This window comes from Kribbella amoyensis (assembly GCF_007828865.1).
Lineage (GTDB): Bacteria > Actinomycetota > Actinomycetes > Propionibacteriales > Kribbellaceae > Kribbella > Kribbella amoyensis.
The window spans coordinates 2,458,175-2,473,479 of the sequence record NZ_VIVK01000001.1 but is presented as its reverse complement, the minus strand read 5'-3'; the positions used below and the strand labels follow the sequence as shown (position 1 = coordinate 2,473,479).

Genomic DNA, 15,305 nt, shown 5'->3' with positions numbered 1-15,305 from the left:
CGAATGCCCCCGGCCGCCACGACCCCACCATCGACCACTCCGCGGACGTTGCTAGTGAACGCGGACGACTTCGGGATCTACCCGCAGGCGAATCCTGCCGTAGTAGATGCCTTTGACAACGGACTCGTCGCCTCCTGCAGTGTGATGACCCCGAGCCCTGGTGCACCGGATGCCCTGCGGATCCTCGCCGATCGACCTGACGTTGCTTTTGGCATCCATCTCACACTGGTCGCCGATTTCCCCGACCAGCGGTGGAATCCACTCACCGACGGCCGCTCGCTGCTCGACGCCGGCGGACAACTTTTCACCCCGGACGACAAACAGCAACTTCTCGCCCAGGCCACGATCGATGACGTCGAAGCGGAGTTCCGGGCCCAGATCGAGCTCGTCCTCGCCGCCGGTCTCCGACCGACGCACGTCGACTGGCACTGCCTCGCCGACGGCGGTCGCCCGGCCCTCTTCGACCTCACCGTCGAACTCGCCGACGAGTACGGCCTCGCGGTCCGCGCCTGGCTCCCCGACTCCCGCCGCAAACTGGCCGGCCGCGGTCGCCCCACCGTCGACCACGACTTCCTGGACAGCTTCGCCGTCCCCCTCGACGACAAACCGCAGCACCTCGCTCGACGCCTCCGCGAGCTCGAACCGGGCCTCACCGAGTGGGCCGTCCACCCCGCGTTCGACCACCCCGACGACGGCGGCACCGGGGTACGGCAGTCCGACTACGACTTCCTCGTCTCGGCCGAGGCCCGCGAGATCGTCGAGGAAGAAGGCATCACGGTCATCGGCTGGGGCGACCTGCTTCAGGCCTGGGACTGAGCTCGCCAGTCGTCCTCGCGGATCGCGAAGAGGAGTTCGGTGATCCATTCGCCTTTGAAGAAGGCATTGTCGACGAAGCGGCCCTCCAGCGTCATTCCTAGCCGTTGCAGCAGGCCGGCGGAGGCTGCGTTCGCGTCGACGCAGATCCCGCAGATCCGGTGCAGCCCGAGGTCCTCGAAGCCCAGCCGCAGGACCGCCCGCGCCGCCTCGGCCGCGATTCCGCGCCCGTGGTAGTCGGTGTGCAGCGCGAACCCGATCTCGCCCTGCCGGTCGATGTCGCTCACCCACTTGAGCAGTACCTCGCCGATCACCGTCCTGGTCTCGCGCAGCTCGATCGCCAGGACGAGCCACTGCCCAGGCTCGGTCAGCGCGTCCCGGGCCAGCTTCGCCTCCAGCGCGATCCGGGTCTCCTCCCGATCGCGCACCGGCCAGGGCGTGTACCGGACCACCTCCGGCCGGGAGTGGAACGCGAACAGGTCGTCCAGGTCGTCGCGTCGATGCGGCCGCAGATCGAGCCGCTCCGTCCGGATCGGGTACTGCGGCCACAGTCCCCGCCGCTCGGTCCCGTCGCCGTCCACCGCGCGCATCGGTTCACCCCTCCGGTCGTCGGATGCTTCAGTTCGTCACCAAGGGCAGGACATCACGGAGCACGGCAGCGTGGTCGTCGGGGGACCTGAGTCCGAGGCCCATCGTGTTGACGCAGAAGTGGGTCGCACCCAGTTCGCGCCAGGCGTCGACGTACCCGGGCCAGTCCTTCTCCGGGACCTGGGCCAGGGTGAGCCGCGGTTCGATGCCGACGTCGGCGGGATCACGGCCGGCCTCCACGGCGTACGCGCGCAGGCGGTCGACGCTCGCCTTCGCCTTCTCGTCGGGCGGCACCTGCGGCATCCAGCCGTCGCCGATCCGGCCGGTCCGGCGCAGCACCGCGTCGGCGCCACCGCCGAACCAGATCGGGATCTGCCGGCCCGGCATCGGGTTCAGCCCGGCCTCCTCGATCTCGTGGAAGCGGCCCTGGTAGCTGATCACCGGGTCGGCCCAGAGCTTGCGCAACACGTCCACCTGCTCGGTCAGCCTGGCTCCGCGCCGCTCGAACGGGACGCCGAGCGCCTGGTACTCGACGTGGTTCCAGCCGATACCGACCCCGAGCCGGAGCCGGCCGCGGCTGAGTACGTCCACCTCGGCGGCCTGTTTCGCGACCAACGCGGTCTCGCGCTGCGGGAGGACGAGGACGCCGGTGACGAGTTCGAGGTGGTGGGTGATGGCGGCCAGGTACCCGAAGAGCACGAAGACCTCGTGGAACAAGGACTTGTCGGTGTACCCCTGCCAGCGGGGCCGGTTCGCGGGATCGGCGCCGAGCACGTGGTCGTACGCGAGCGCGTGGGTGTACCCGGCGCCCTCCACGGTCTCGACCCAGCCGCGGATCGCCGCCGGGTCACTGCCGATCTCGAGTTGCGGGAAGACGGCACCGATTCTCATCACGTGACTCCTCGGAGTAGGTCGACCAGTCCTTGCACGGCCAGCTCGAACGGCGCGTCGTCACCGGCCGCCCGGGCCAGCACGTACCCACCTTGCAGGACCGCGGCGACGGTGGCCGCGGTCCGGTCCGGGTCGAGCCGGTCCGGGTACTCCCCGTTTCGTTTGCCCTCGGCAATTATCTCGGCGAGCCGGGTCCGCAGCCAGGCGAAGGTGTCGGCGACCGGCGCGCGGAGTACCGGGTCGGCGAGCACGTCCGGGTCGGCGGTGAGGCGGCCGATCCGGCAGCCGCGAAGGACGTCGCGGTCGCGTGCGAGGTAGAGGGTGATCCGCTCGGTCGCGGTCCCGGGTCCGGCGAACTGCTCCTCGGCGGCGGCGCGCAGTTCGGTACCGGAGCGCTCGATCGCGGTCCTCGCCAGCTCGGCCTTGCCGCTGAAGTGGTGGTACATGCTGCCCTGGCCGGCGTCGGCGTCGCGCTGGATCGCCTTCGGGCTGGTGCCCACGTAGCCGCGTTCCCAGAGCAGCCGCTGGGTACTCCGGATCAACCGTTCCGCCGTCTCCACCCGATCGAGTGTACTCAGAGGTACAGCGCCGGGTTTGGCCTCGGTCCGGCCCGGGCCGCTAGTCTCGGACGCCATGAGCACCACCGTCGCCATCGCCGTGATCACCTTCCGGCGACCCGAGCTGCTCGCCGCCCTGCTGGAAAGCCTGCAGGCGCAGGAACTGCCCGGCGACGCGGGGTACTCCGTCCGGATCGTGGTGGTCGACAACGACGCCGAGGGATCGGCCGCGGACGTGATCGCGGCCTCCACCGGGCCGTACCCGATCGAGTCCGCGATCGAGGCGGAGCCGGGGATCCCGTTCGCCCGCGAGACCTCGGTCCAGCTCGCCTGGGACGACGACGCGCTGATCTTCGTCGACGACGACGAGGTGGCGCCGCCGGGCTGGCTCGCGACCCTGCTGGCCGCCTGGGAGCGGACCGGCGCCGACGTGGTGACCGGGCCGGTGAAGGGCACGCTGCCGCCCGGCGCGCCGGCCTGGAACCGGTACAGCGACGTGCACGACTCGACCGGCAAGCACGCGACCGGCGACGTGCTGAACAAGGCGTACACGAACAACACCCTCGTCGCGCAGCGCGTCTACCACGCGGTGACGCCGGCCTTCCATCCCGCGTTCCGCTACACCGGATCGAGCGACCTGCACTTCTTCCTGCGGGTGCACGCGGCCGGGTACAGGATCGTGTGGTGCGAGGAGGCGCTGATCACCGAGGACGTGCCGGCCTCGCGGACCACGCTGCGCTGGCTGTTCCGGCGCGCGTTCCGGTCCGGCAGCGGGGACAGCATCAGCCGGGTCCTGATCCGGCCGGGCGCGGCCAGCTACCTGAAGGCGCTGGCCTATGCTCTGGCGCGGATCGCCTCGGCCTTCGCGTACGGCCTCGGCGGCCTGGTCACCTTCCGGAAGACGTATCTGCTCAAGGCGGTCCGCCGGTTCTTCTCGGGCGTCGGCAGCCTGGCGGGCATAGTAGGGATCAACCATGACGAGTACCGGGAACGGCACGCACGACCAGAGCGTGGCGACGCTGTGCCAGGCGGTCTGGCAGGTGGAGAAGGAGCTGGATCTGCTGAGCTGGCGGATCCAGGGAGCGCACCCGTGGCCGATCATCCGGATGCGCGTCTTCCATGAGCTGACCCGGCGCAGCGGCATCCACGGCGAGCCGCACCCGGTCCGCCGGACCCGGTCCGACAAGGCCCGGCTGGTCGGCAAGCACGTCGCCGGGGTCGCCACCCGCAATCCGTTCCTGGCCACCGGCACGTACGACGCGCTGGTGGTGCCGCATCCGCGGAAACCGGGCGGTGTCGAGATCTACACCGACCGGTTGCGCGCGGAGCTCGGCCCGTCCGCGCTGGTGCTGGACTCCGGGATCAACGGCACCCCGCTGACCGGCAGCCGCAACCTGGACTTCTTCACCTCGGCGGCCGGCGCGATCCGGAGCCGGTCCGTGGACGCCAAGTGCGCGACGGTCGCGGACGCGCTGGAGGCACTGACCGGGGTCAAGGTCCCGATCGGCGCCCTGGTCGCCCGGGAGATCCCGAAGCACGTCCGGCTGCGCACGATCTACCGCGCGCTGCTGCGGCGCCACCGGATCAAGACCGTGTACGCCGTGGTCGCGTACTTCCACCAGCACCTCGTCGGGGCCGCGCGCGACCTGGGTATCCCGGTCGTCGAGCTGCAGCACGGCGCGATCAGCCCGTATCACCTCGGCTACAGCTACCCCGGCCGCCCGGCGGTACCGGACCAGCCGGACGAGCTGTGGTGCTTCGGCTCGTACTGGACGACGGTGGCCGAGCTGCCCGCGGGGATGGCGACGCGCGTGGTCGGCGCGCCGTACCTGCCACCGCCCGGCGCGAAGGACCCGGACCGCGTGGTCTTCCTCTCCCAGGGGACGATCGGGCCGTCGTTGCTGGAGTTCGCCGCCGACTTCGCGGCCGCGCGACCGGAGCTGGACGTGGTGTTCCGGTTGCACCCGAGCGAGCACCCGACCGACTACACCGTCCCCGCCGGGAGCAAGCTGCGGATCTCGGCCGGTCCGTCGGAGTCGACGCTCGATCTGCAGAGCACGGCCGCGTACCAGGTCGGCGTCTCCACGACCGCACTCTTCGAGGGCATGGCGACGGGCTGCCGGACCGCGGTCGCCGAACTGCCGGGCCACGAGTACCTGCAGCCCGTCGTGGATCGTGGGGATGCCCTGCTGGCCGCGGACGGCGCGTCGCTGGCCGCGAGGCTCGACGACGCGCCGGTCTGCGCGGACAGCACCGTGTACTACTCGCCGGACCAGCTCACCTCGGCCCTCAAGGCGTCCGCCCGATGAACCCGAGCAACCGGTCCTGAAGCGGGGCGTCCTCGGCGACGGGGACCTCCGGACCGAACACCTCCTCCCCCGGGCCGAATGCGCCCGGCGTCCGGAACTGCTCGATGAGCTCGGCCGGGAGCGCGGTCGTACTGCGCCACAACCGCTCGACGTCCTCGGGGTTCATCGTCTCGTCCTGCCCGGTGGCGCGGGCGAGGTCCCACCCGTGCAGGACGAGGTCGTCGCTGATCACCTGGTCGATGTTCGCCGCCGCGGTGAGCCGGCCGGCCGGTGTGTCCACCTCCTGGTTCGCGAGCTCGGCGTCGGCGAGCACCGCCTCGACCGCGGCCCGCGCCTGCTCGAAAGCGACCACGGGATCCTCCGCCACCGTGACCGGCCCCAGCGACCGCCCGACCGGCGTCAGCATGAATCCGTGCATCTCCACGATGTGCCCGACCACGTCCCGCGCCGACCACTTCGCACAAGGCGAAGCCCGCTCCCAATCCCCCGGCGCAACCCCAGCGACCTTCGCCCCGAAATCCGCCGCCCGCCGCCGATACCGCTCAGCAATCTCTTCCATGCCCTACCCTCCGAATCAACCACCGGCCTGAAGGTCAGAACATAACCCCGGCCCACTGCCGCCGCCCTGTCGCCAACCCCGACGCCACGACAGCAACCGCACACTGACAGCAGCTCGCGTACTCACCAACTGACCTCATCCGGCCACCGGACAGGACCGGAGCCTGCCAGCGCCTAATCTCCTCAGCATGAGGTGGCGTACTGGGGTCGTGGCTCTCACGGTATTGACAGTGGCCGGGTGCTCCGGCGAGGAGAAGGCCGCCGACCCTCCACCTCCACCGGTGACTACGCCTACCCCGACCCCCCTCCCGACGCCTTCCCTCACACCCCCGTCGAGACCCACGCCCCGGCCAACCGCACCGGCGGGCCCGTTGCGGGTGATCAAGGGCCGCCAGACCACCCCCGGCGCGCGGTTGCCGTTCGGCCGGAAGGCGATCGTCCCGATCCGGTACCGGAACTCGTTCACGAAGACCTTCACCGAAGGCGTGATCGGCGTCGCCCCCGGCCCGATCCAGCGGATCCCGGCGACCCGCCTCGAAGGGAACTACGACGCGCAGAGCCGGGCCCGGTTGAAGGGCAAGACCGCGTACTACTCCCGCATCGTCATCACCAACGAGAGCGGCAACGACCTGACCGGCCTGATCAGCCCCCGCTTCTCCGGCCTGCGCCGCAACGGCCAGAACCCCGACCTGCTCCTGCTCGGCGGCGACCTCAGCAGCTGCCCCGAAGGCGTCTCACCGCCGGACAGCTTCGACCGCAAGGGCGCGACCTGGATCGTCTGCCACTTCGAAGCCTCCGCCGCCTCCCGCCCGGTCCGGGTCATCGCCTACCGCGAACCACCGTACGGCGAAGAGATCCAGACCTCCGGCGAACCGGCCCCGGCCTTCAACCAGTACTACAACCTCGGCCCGATCACCTGGCGCTGACCCCGGTCGGCCCGGTGCTCGATCACCGCCTCACTTGCAGGGAGACCGAACTGTCGGAGGTCGGCTCTACGCTCATCCGCGTGGAGATGGTTGCGCTCGGGCGGAGTGGGTTGTCGGTCAGTCGGCTCGGTCTGGGGCTCGCCTCGCTGGGCGGGATGTTCGCCGCGGTCGGTGAGGACCAGGCGATCGCGACGATCGACCGCGCCTGGGAGCTCGGGATCCGGCTGTTCGACACCGCTCCCGTGTACGGCTACGGGCTGTCCGAGCAACGCGCCGGTCTCGCGCTCCGCGGCCGCCCGCGTCCGGAGTACGTGCTCTGCAGCAAGGTCGGCCGGCTGATCGAACCAGGCGGTCCCGACCTCCAGCCGATCTGGGCCGAGCCGCCCGCCGGAGTCGGCCCGCGCCTCGACTACTCCTACGCCGCGGTGATGCGCTCGTTCGAGGAGAGCCTGGCCCGGATAGGGATCGACCGGATCGACGTGCTGCACATCCACGATCCCGAGCTCGACTTCAGCACCTCGTCCACCGAGGCGGTCCGCGCCCTGGTCGAGCTCCGCGACCGCGGCACGATCCAGGCGCTCTCGCTCGGCGTCAACCACGCCGACGTCGCCGCCCGGTTCCTGCGCGAGACCGGCTCGACCGGGCCGGACTGCATCCTCCTGGCCGGCCGGTACACCCTGCTCGACCAGTCCGCCACCGACGAGCTGCTCCCGCTCTGCCATGACCTCGGCGTCGCGATCCTCGCCGCCGGCGTCTTCCAAGGCGGGGCACTCACCGCGCCGAACGCGTACCCCAAACTCCCACCGCACCACGCTGCCCGCGTCGACGCACTCCGCACCCTCTGCCGCCGGTACGACGTCCCGCTGCTGGCCGCGGCGGTCCAGTTCCCGCTCGCGCATCCGGCGGTACCGGCTGTCGTCGTCGGCGCCCGCACCCCGACCGAGATCACCGAGGTCGCCGGGCTGCTCGGCCACGCGATCCCGCCGGCGTTCTGGTCCGCGCTGGAACGCGCGGACCTCATCCCGCCGATCCCGCCCACCTGAGCCGCCCGATCCGCTACGGTCGGCAGAAGGTGGACGAAAGGGTGGGCCGGATGCGGTACATGCTGCTGCACAGTTCGAACGACAACCTCGAGGCGGGCAACGCGCCCGACCCGGACATGCTCGCGCGGGCCGACAAGGTGCTGGAGGAGATGCGCCAGGCCGGCATCCTGCTCACCGCCGAAGGTCTGATGCCGAGCGCCAGCGGAGCCAGGATCACCTTCCCCGGAGGCGAACCCCGCGTCGTCGACGGCCCGTTCGCCGAAACCAAGGAACTCGTCGCCGGCGTCTCGATCATCCGGGTCGAGTCCAAGGAAGAAGCCGTCCGCTGGGCCCTCCGCTTCGCCGAAGCCGACCCAGGCACCGAAATCACCCTCCTCGAACTAGCCGGCTAACCCCGCGGATGCCGCCCCGCGGGAGCGGCCAGCAGGTGCGGCCCGCGACTGCGGACAAGTACTCGGGACGGCTCGGGTTCTGGTCCGGCGGGCTCGGGTTCTCGGGGGACTCAGGGGTCGAGGTTGGTGGCGGCCCAGTGGGTGAGGTCTTCGTGGCGGATTGCTGCTGCCATCAGGTCGGGGAAGAGGTCGGGGGTACACGCGAAGGCCGGGATGCCCAGGTCGGCGAGGGCGGCGGCGTTGTCGGCGTCGTACGACGGTGCCCCGGAATCCGCCAGCGCCAGCAACGCGACCACCTGGACCCCGGACTCGACCAGCGAGCGGGCTCGGCGGAGCAGCTCCTCGCGGACGCCGCCTTCGTACAGGTCGCTGATCAGGACGAGGACGGTCTCGGCCGGTCGGGCGATCAGGGTCTCGCAGTACGCCAGCGCCCGGTTGATGTCCGTACCGCCGCCGAGTTGCGTACCGAAGAGCACCTCGACCGGGTCCTCCAGCTCCTCGGTCAGGTCGACGACCGCGGTGTCGAACACGACCAGGCTGGTCCGCAACGCGCGCATCGAACCGAGGACGGCGCCGAAGAGGCTCGCGTAGACCACCGATTCGGCCATCGAGCCGGACTGGTCGATCGCCAGCACGACATCGCGTTGGACGCTGTGGTTGCGGCGCGCGTACCCGACCAGGCGGTCCGGGACGATCGTGCCGAGGGTGGGCGAGAAATGCTTCAGGTTCGCGCGGATCGTCCGGTCCCAGTCGATGTCCGCGTGCCGGGGCCGCGCGGTCCGGCCGGCCCGGTCGAGCGCGCCCGTGACGGCGGCCCTGGTCCGTTCGGCGAGCCGTTGCTCGAGCTCGGCGACGACGCGGGCGACCACCTCGCGCGCGGTCTGCTTGGTCTCCTCCGGCATCACCTCGTTCAGCGCGAGCAACGTGCTGACCAGGTGAACGTCGGGCTCGACCGCGCCCAGCAACTCGGGCTCCATCAGCATCCGGGTGATGCCGAGCCGCTCGACCGCGTCCCGTTGCATCACCTGGACGACCGAGCTCGGGAAGTACCCGCGAATGTCGCCGAGCCACCGCGCCACTCGCGGCGCCGAGGAACCCAGGCCGGCGGACCGTTTCGTCCCGGTCTCGCCCGGCTCCGCGTCGTACAACGCGGCCAGCGCGGCGTCGACGGACTTGTCCGCGGCCGACAGCGTCATCCCGCTCTCCGGCTCGGCCTCGCTCCCGAGGACCAACCGCCAGCGGCGCAACCGCTCGTCGTCCATCGCTCACACCCCCAGCAATCGGGCTACGACCGGCAGCACCGACGCGGCCAGCTCGGCGTCGAGGTCGATGTCGTCGGCAACGATCCGCGGACCACCGGTCCCGAGTGCACGGGCCCGGTCACCGATGGACCGGCGTTCCGGTGGGGCGAACGTCCCGAAGGTCCGGCGTAGCAACGGCAGGACCTCGACGAACGCCTCGTCCGGAATCCCGGCCAGCCAGGAATCCACCAACGCCAGCAGCCGTTCGTCGTGCACGAGCAGCAACCCACCACCGGCCAGGAAGCCTTCCACGTACCCCGCGGCGTCGGCGGTCGGCGTGCCCGGGGAGAGCGCCCGCCCGAGCCGCAGCGCGACCTCGCCGGCCTCGACGCGAGAGGTGTCGAGCATCAACCGGGTGAGCCGGCCCGCGATCAACGGCGGCGTGGTGGTCCGGCCACTCAACCCCTCCAGCGTCCGCAACCACTCGTCCCGCACCGTCTCGGTCAACAACGCGGTCGCGTCCTGGACGCCGTCGATCAACTCCAGCACCTTCGCCGCGGCCTCCGGATCGAGACCGTGGACGGTCCGCCCGAGTCCGGCGCAGACCCGCGCCACCATCCGCTCGGCCACGGCCGTCAGCCCACCGGTATCGCTGCCGCGGACATCCCCGTACCGCGCGGAGCGCGCCAACGCGGGCAACGCGGCCATCAGGTGGCCCACGTCGGCGTCCTTCGCGGCCCGGGTGTCCACGCCCGCCAGCAGATCCGGCAGGGCGTCCGCCAGATCGGCCAACAGCGAACGCTCCAAGGCGGAAGTCACCTCGGCCAGCGTCGACGAGTCGGCGGCCGCGGCGAGCATCACCGACGTGGCGGCGCCGAGTACGGTCGTCCCGTGCGCGCCGGCGGCGACCAGGTCGACCTCGAGCCCCGGGTCCCAGCTCAGCGTCCACATCTCCCGGAACGTGCCCTGGCTCCGCCGCTCGTCGGAGGTCGGCTCGCCCCAGTCGATACCGAGGATCCGCAACCGGTGCAGCAGCCGGGACTTCTCCAGGTCGTTCGGCTTCCGCAGGTCGAGGTCGACCACTCGCTCGACCGCGTCCCGCTTCAGCCGCAGACGGCGAGCCTGCGCGGCGAGGTCGGCGGCCACGGGAGCCTGCGGGGTCTCGGACGGCACCGTGCCGAGCAGTTCGCCGACGACGGCCTCGCGGGTGACCAGGTCGAGCAGCACGTCGTTGCCGCCGCACATCACCGACCGGGTCGCCTCGGTGACCTCGCTCAACCCGGCGAGCGGCCGCTCCCGTAACGCGGCCAGGGTGTCGGCCAGCCGGACCGCCTCGATCACGTGCGCGCTGGAGACCGGCAGGTCCTCGGCGCGCAGCACCTGGGCGACCTTGGTCAGCCAGCGCGCGGTGACCTGGTCCGGTGCCGTGAACAGGTGGTGGTACCAGCCCGGTGAGGTGACGCCGGCGCCGTATCCGCTGGACGCGGCGAGCCGGCCGTGGGTCCAGGGCACCCAGGTGCAGGCGACCTTGCGTTTCGGCAGGCCCTTCAGGATCCGGGCGTCGCGTGTTGCCGGGGGCAACGGTGCGGTCAGCGCCGGGACGTGCCAGGCCCCGCAGACCACGGCGATCCGCTCGTACCCCTCCTTCATCGCCTTGCGCAGCACGGTCCGCATGTACGCCTCGCGCTGCGCCTCGCGGCCGACCGGTTCCTCGTCGCGCCGCAACTCGGCCATCGCCTCCGCGATCACCGTGAACGGCTCGGCTCCGTCCCGCCGGTGCTCGATCACGTCGTCCCACCAGCGCTCGGGATCGTCGTACCCACCGGCCGCGGCGAGCGTCGCGAGCGGGTCCATCGCGATCCCGCGCTCGCCTCCACGCGACCCGAACTGGTACGCGGCCGGCAGATCGCAGAACCGCACCGGGATCCCCGCCGCCAGCGCGTACCGGATCGCCTGCCACTCCGGGCTGAACACCGCGAACGGCCAGAACGCGGCCCGGGTCGAGTCGTCCGCCGCGTACGCGAGCAACGCGACCGGCGGCACCATCTCCGGATCCCCGGCCAGCCCGACGATCTTGTCGGCCTCCGGCGGCCCCTCGATCAGGACGAGATCGGGACCCCGCTCGGCCAGGGCGGCAGCGAGCGCCCGCGCCGACCCCGGCCCGTGGTGCCTGATCCCGAACAGGCTCACCGTCATCCGGCGATGTCCCGGCAGGCCCGGTAGAAGTCCGACCAGCCGTCCCGCTCGCGGACCACGGTCTCCAGGTACTCCGACCAGACCACGCGATCGGCCGACGGGTCCTTCACCACCGCGCCGAGGATGCCGCCGGCCACGTCGTACGAGCGGAGCACGCCGTCGCCGAAGTGCGCGGCCAGCGCGAGTCCGCCGGTGACCACGCTGATCGCCTCGGCCGTGGAGAGGGTGCCGGACGGCGACTTCACCGCGGTGCGGCCGTCCTCGGTCCGCCCGGACCGCAGCTCGCGGAACACGGTGACCACGCGCCGGATCTCGTCCAGCGCGGTGTCGTGCTGCGGCAGTTCCAGGGCCGAGCCGAGCTGGGCCACCCGGCGGGACACGATCTCCACCTCGTCGTCCGCCGAGTCGGGCAAGGGCAGGACGACCGTGTTGAACCGGCGCCGCAACGCGCTGGACAACTCGTTCACGCCCTTGTCCCGGTCGTTCGCGGTCGCGATGACGTTGAATCCCTTGTGCGCCTGGATCTCCGTGGCCAGCTCCGGAATCGGCAGCGCCTTCTCCGACAGCACGGTGATCAGCGCGTCCTGGACGTCGGACGGCATCCGGGTCAGCTCCTCGATCCGGGCGATCTTCGCCTCGGCCATCGCCCGCTGCACCGGACTCGGGACCAGGGCCGCCTCGCTCGGGCCCTGGGCGATGAGCTGCGCGTAGTTCCAGCCGTACCGGATCGCCTCCTCGGCCGTCCCGGCGGTGCCCTGGACGAGCAGGGTCGAGTCACCGCTGATCGCGGCCGCGAGGTGCTCGCTGACCCACGTCTTCGCGGTGCCCGGGACGCCGAGCAGGAGCAGCGCGCGATCGGTGGCCAGGGTGGCGACGGCGACCTCGACCAGCCGCCGCGGACCGACGTACTTGGGGCTGATCTCCACGTCCCCGGCCTGCCCGCCGAGCAGGTACGTGACCACGGCGCTCGGGGACAGCCGCCAGGCCGGCGGCCGGGGCCGGTCGTCGGCGGCCGCCAGCGCGGTCAGCTCACCGGCGTACTCGTCCTCGGCGTGCGGGCGCATCACTGCGGTGGTCGTCATGACAGCTCCTCGTACATCTCACGACGGAAATTCAGGGTCTCGATCAGGCGCGAGCGCCAGGTGTCCTCTTCGCCGGGTGGTTCGCGGACGAGCGGATGCGTCAGCACCCCGACCGGTACCGCGCGCGCGGCCGTACTCGCGAGCCGCGCGAAGCTCCGCGCTGTACCGGCCTTGCGCAGCTGGTCGAGCACGAGCACGCCCAGCGGGGCAGGCCACGGCACCGGCAGTCCGCCGACCAGGTCGCCGAGGTCGATCGTCTTGCGCAACTGCTCGATCACGGCGGGCCACTCCTCGTCCGGCAACAGGCGCAGCAGCTCGGCGGTCCGGTTGTCCGTGGACGCGTTGCTGGTGAGCAGGGCGCGGGCCCAGTCCACGTTCCGCTCGCGGACCGCGGCTTCGGCCCAGGCCGTCTGCAGCACCTCGAAGCCGACGCCCTCGACCGGCAGATCCAGCAGTCGTGGTGGGGGTAACGGCGCCGCGGCGATCAGCTGCCGCAACCACCAAGCCCGGCGGCCCAATCCCGGATGCGGTTGCGGGTCGATACCGTCGCGCTCCATCGCCTTGGTGATACGCGGCGGCAACGTGACCGTGAGAAGGCCACGCTCCTCGGTCACGAATGACGCGACCCGCTCCGCCATCCGCTCGCTGTACTGCGAGCCCTCCACCCGCGCCAGCAACTTCGCGGCGGCTCGGCGCACTTCCTTGGAGCGATCGTCGAGCGCGGCCTCCAGGAACTCCTCGTCCGCCTTGCTCAGTTGGGCAGTCAGCTCACTCAGGAACTCGGTCCGCGCCGCGGCCGGCTCGGTCGGCCAGACCTCACGCAACGCGTCGAGCGCGGTCCCGGGATCGCGCTGCCGCAACCGGCGGAACCAGCTGCGCCGCTGCAACGCGTTGCCGTGCGTCCACACCTGCGGATCGTCGTTCACCGCCTGGTGCAGGAACCGCCACTCGGGATTGAGATCCGCCAGCCACCCGGCCCGGCGCCCGGCCGCCTCGACGACCAACCGCCTGTACTCCGAGCGGCCGCGCGCGTAGTCGGCCAACGCGGGGAGGTGCTCGGGTGGGATCCCCCAGCCCTTCTCGGTCGCGATCCGCAGCCACTCCCCGAGCGCCGCGGTCTGGAAGCCGCCCAGCATCGCGGTGAGCCGGCGGATCGCGTTCGGCCGCGGCAACGGACGGTCCTCGCCCTCGGCCACCGGGAGCGGCGCGATTCCCTGCAGGGGAAGGCGTCCCGCGCGATGGTAGAGCGTCGCCAGCGCGGCCGCATCGAGCAGTCCCGGGTCCTCGCCGAGCTGCTCCTGGATCGACGGCGGCAACTCCGCGAACTGCGGCGGCCGTCGCTCGGTCCCGAGCAACGCGGAGCTCACCAGCCCGTCCCAGCCCCTCATGCCACGATCACCGCCCGATCGCTGTCCCAGCACGTCATCGGCCGGAAGCCGGCCCGGTTCCACTCACCGGCGACGGTGACCGGCTCCCCCGCGGACACGGCGAGCAGCTTCCACGGATCCACGAACGGCAGGATCTCCAACGCGTCACCGGACTCGTCGACCAGCGCCCAGCCCTCGCCGTACCGAGCCGGGCGAACGCCTTGAAGGACAAGGGGCCAGCGCTCGTTCCACGGGTCGGCTGCGAGGGATTCGACGTACGCGGCGAGGGCCTGGCGCGCGGTGAGACCGTGCGGCTTCGGCGCCGGCATCCGTGGCGCGGTCTGGTCGAGCAGGGCACGAAGGGGCAGGGCGCCGGGGTAGAAGGACAGCACGGCCGGGACGTACTCCCCGGGCCAGGCGGGGAGCGGCTCCAGTCGGCGGCCGGCGGCGGCGAAGTCGAGAATCAGGGCGAGCCGTCCAGTCGTTGCCCCACGCAACCACAGACGGCGGACGGTGAGCCGCTCGTCCGGTTCGACGACGCGTCCGAGGACCAGCCAGTCGTCCTCCACCTTCTCGCCCTCGGCCCGGACTCGCGCGGTCTCGACGGTCCAGCCGATGCGGGTCTGCACGGTGTCCGCCAACGACGGTGGGAGCTCGGCGAGCCGGTTGTGCGCGGACACGGTCAGGTGGATCAGCGACAGCTCTTCGAGGAGTTCGCCGGGCCAGTCGTGTCCTCGCCCGACCACGCCGGCGGCTCGGCGTACGGCACCGGCCACACCTGGGGCCTGGGCGTCCACCATGCGCGCCGCGAGGCGGCTGAGCTCGCCGTACCCGCGTTGCTCGAAGCCGCTGAGGCCACGGCGTACCTGGTCGTCCAGCCAGCTCTGCAGCTCGGCCATCCCGGCGGACACCCGATCGGCTCGCCGGGACGCGCGCTGCTGCGCCGCGAGGGGATCGGCGACCTCTCCGGGCTTGCGCTCGGCCCGCTCGGCGGCACGCTCGGCCCGGCCGGCGCGCTCGGTCAGCCAGGCGTCCACCCAGTCGGGCTCGCCGGTCGCGGTGAGCTCGCCGGCTGCTCCGAGCAGCATCAGGCCAAGGGCGTGTTTGCAGGGGAACTTGCGGCTCGGGCAGGAGCACCGGAACGCGGGCCCGCTCAGGTCCACCATCGTCTGATACGGCTTCTTGCCGCTGCCCTGGCAGTACCCCCAGAGCGCGTGCTCCGAGCGGCCGGCGTCCGACCACTTGGCGACCCGTGCCTGCGCCTGTCCTGCCTTCGCGGCGGCAGGATCAGGCGCCAGCGCGAGCACCTGCTCCGTATCCCAAGCCCCCACGTCACTCCGCT

The 15,305-nt window shown here is 71.6% G+C and carries 15 protein-coding genes; 6 read left to right on the top strand and 9 right to left on the bottom strand.

Going from position 1 to position 15,305, the window contains the following annotated elements; translation table 11 throughout:
- Window positions 1-3 precede the first annotated feature (3 nt).
- Window positions 4-816, top strand: a complete 813-nt coding sequence (locus FB561_RS11830) for a carbohydrate deacetylase (RefSeq protein WP_145805994.1) — start codon at window positions 4-6, stop codon at window positions 814-816.
- Here the strand turns inward: FB561_RS11830 and FB561_RS11825 are convergent.
- The 3 genes from FB561_RS11825 to FB561_RS11815 are packed head-to-tail and all read right to left on the bottom strand — an operon-like array spanning window position 801 to window position 2,852.
- The gene (locus FB561_RS11825; protein ID WP_145805992.1) at window positions 801-1,403 is read right to left on the bottom strand and encodes a GNAT family N-acetyltransferase; all 603 of its coding nucleotides are present in this window, start codon (window positions 1,401-1,403) and stop codon (window positions 801-803) included. The genes FB561_RS11830 and FB561_RS11825 overlap by 16 nt on opposite strands.
- Window positions 1,404-1,431: 28 nt before the next feature.
- Complete coding sequence (locus FB561_RS11820) at window positions 1,432-2,292, bottom strand: LLM class F420-dependent oxidoreductase (protein ID WP_145805990.1); 861 nt, start codon at window positions 2,290-2,292, stop codon at window positions 1,432-1,434.
- The gene (locus tag FB561_RS11815; protein WP_170284637.1) at window positions 2,292-2,852 is read right to left on the bottom strand and encodes a TetR/AcrR family transcriptional regulator; all 561 of its coding nucleotides are present in this window, start codon (window positions 2,850-2,852) and stop codon (window positions 2,292-2,294) included. The genes FB561_RS11820 and FB561_RS11815 overlap by 1 nt, the downstream gene beginning before the upstream one ends.
- A 73-nt stretch (window positions 2,853-2,925) precedes the next feature.
- Between FB561_RS11815 and FB561_RS11810 the strand changes: the two genes are divergently transcribed.
- Window positions 2,926-3,972: a glycosyltransferase family 2 protein gene (locus tag FB561_RS11810; protein WP_145805986.1), complete on the top strand. Its 1,047-nt coding sequence runs from the start codon at window positions 2,926-2,928 to the stop codon at window positions 3,970-3,972.
- Window positions 3,956-5,158, top strand: coding sequence for a hypothetical protein (locus FB561_RS11805; protein WP_145812971.1), 1,203 nt, complete (start codon window positions 3,956-3,958; stop codon window positions 5,156-5,158). Before FB561_RS11810 ends, FB561_RS11805 begins: the two co-directional genes overlap by 17 nt.
- Here the strand turns inward: FB561_RS11805 and FB561_RS11800 are convergent.
- A complete protein-coding gene (locus tag FB561_RS11800) occupies window positions 5,139-5,717 on the bottom strand; it encodes a TIGR03086 family metal-binding protein (protein WP_145805984.1) in 579 nt (192 codons plus the stop codon). The genes FB561_RS11805 and FB561_RS11800 overlap by 20 nt on opposite strands.
- Window positions 5,718-6,087: 370 nt before the next feature.
- On the opposite strand from FB561_RS11800, the gene FB561_RS11790 reads away from it, so the two are divergent.
- From FB561_RS11790 to FB561_RS11780, 3 genes are all read left to right on the top strand, one after another.
- Window positions 6,088-6,642 (top strand): hypothetical protein, encoded by a 555-nt coding sequence (locus tag FB561_RS11790; RefSeq protein ID WP_145805980.1) that lies wholly within the window; start codon window positions 6,088-6,090, stop codon window positions 6,640-6,642.
- Between the two features lie 86 nt (window positions 6,643-6,728).
- On the top strand, window positions 6,729-7,685 hold the full coding sequence (locus FB561_RS11785; RefSeq protein WP_145812969.1) for an aldo/keto reductase: 957 nt from the start codon (window positions 6,729-6,731) through the stop codon (window positions 7,683-7,685).
- Window positions 7,686-7,714: 29 nt separating this feature from the next.
- A complete protein-coding gene (locus tag FB561_RS11780) occupies window positions 7,715-8,077 on the top strand; it encodes a YciI family protein (RefSeq protein ID WP_238334773.1) in 363 nt (120 codons plus the stop codon).
- Between the two features lie 110 nt (window positions 8,078-8,187).
- Here the strand turns inward: FB561_RS11780 and FB561_RS11775 are convergent, their stop codons facing one another.
- The 5 genes from FB561_RS11775 to FB561_RS11755 are packed head-to-tail and all read right to left on the bottom strand — an operon-like array spanning window position 8,188 to window position 15,294.
- Window positions 8,188-9,339, bottom strand: coding sequence for a VWA domain-containing protein (locus tag FB561_RS11775; protein ID WP_145805978.1), 1,152 nt, complete (start codon window positions 9,337-9,339; stop codon window positions 8,188-8,190).
- 3 nt (window positions 9,340-9,342) lie between these two features.
- On the bottom strand, window positions 9,343-11,514 hold the full coding sequence (locus tag FB561_RS11770; protein WP_145805976.1) for a DUF5682 family protein: 2,172 nt from the start codon (window positions 11,512-11,514) through the stop codon (window positions 9,343-9,345).
- Window positions 11,511-12,596: an ATP-binding protein gene (locus FB561_RS11765; protein ID WP_145805974.1), complete on the bottom strand. Its 1,086-nt coding sequence runs from the start codon at window positions 12,594-12,596 to the stop codon at window positions 11,511-11,513. The genes FB561_RS11770 and FB561_RS11765 overlap by 4 nt, the downstream gene beginning before the upstream one ends.
- Entirely contained in the window at window positions 12,593-13,984 is a 1,392-nt protein-coding gene (locus FB561_RS11760) for a DUF5691 domain-containing protein (RefSeq protein WP_145805972.1), read from the bottom strand. The genes FB561_RS11765 and FB561_RS11760 overlap by 4 nt, the downstream gene beginning before the upstream one ends.
- Window positions 13,981-15,294, bottom strand: coding sequence for an SWIM zinc finger family protein (locus FB561_RS11755; protein WP_145805970.1), 1,314 nt, complete (start codon window positions 15,292-15,294; stop codon window positions 13,981-13,983). Before FB561_RS11755 ends, FB561_RS11760 begins: the two co-directional genes overlap by 4 nt.
- Window positions 15,295-15,305 lie beyond the last annotated feature (11 nt).

What these genes read in the sequence shown, in the direction of transcription:
- FB561_RS11785 (WP_145812969.1), top strand. Translation starts at nt 6,729, where the DNA reads ATGGTTGCGCTCGGGCGGAGTGGGTTGTCGGTCAGTCGGCTCGGTCTG.
- FB561_RS11805 (WP_145812971.1), top strand. Translation starts at nt 3,956, where the DNA reads ATGCGCGTCTTCCATGAGCTGACCCGGCGCAGCGGCATCCACGGCGAG.
- FB561_RS11830 (WP_145805994.1), top strand. Translation starts at nt 4, where the DNA reads ATGCCCCCGGCCGCCACGACCCCACCATCGACCACTCCGCGGACGTTG.
- FB561_RS11765 (WP_145805974.1), bottom strand. Translation starts at nt 12,596, where the DNA reads ATGACGACCACCGCAGTGATGCGCCCGCACGCCGAGGACGAGTACGCC.
- FB561_RS11800 (WP_145805984.1), bottom strand. Translation starts at nt 5,717, where the DNA reads ATGGAAGAGATTGCTGAGCGGTATCGGCGGCGGGCGGCGGATTTCGGG.
- FB561_RS11770 (WP_145805976.1), bottom strand. Translation starts at nt 11,514, where the DNA reads ATGACGGTGAGCCTGTTCGGGATCAGGCACCACGGGCCGGGGTCGGCG.
- FB561_RS11775 (WP_145805978.1), bottom strand. Translation starts at nt 9,339, where the DNA reads ATGGACGACGAGCGGTTGCGCCGCTGGCGGTTGGTCCTCGGGAGCGAG.
- FB561_RS11760 (WP_145805972.1), bottom strand. Translation starts at nt 13,984, where the DNA reads ATGAGGGGCTGGGACGGGCTGGTGAGCTCCGCGTTGCTCGGGACCGAG.
- FB561_RS11825 (WP_145805992.1), bottom strand. Translation starts at nt 1,403, where the DNA reads ATGCGCGCGGTGGACGGCGACGGGACCGAGCGGCGGGGACTGTGGCCG.
- FB561_RS11820 (WP_145805990.1), bottom strand. Translation starts at nt 2,292, where the DNA reads ATGAGAATCGGTGCCGTCTTCCCGCAACTCGAGATCGGCAGTGACCCG.
- FB561_RS11810 (WP_145805986.1), top strand. Translation starts at nt 2,926, where the DNA reads ATGAGCACCACCGTCGCCATCGCCGTGATCACCTTCCGGCGACCCGAG.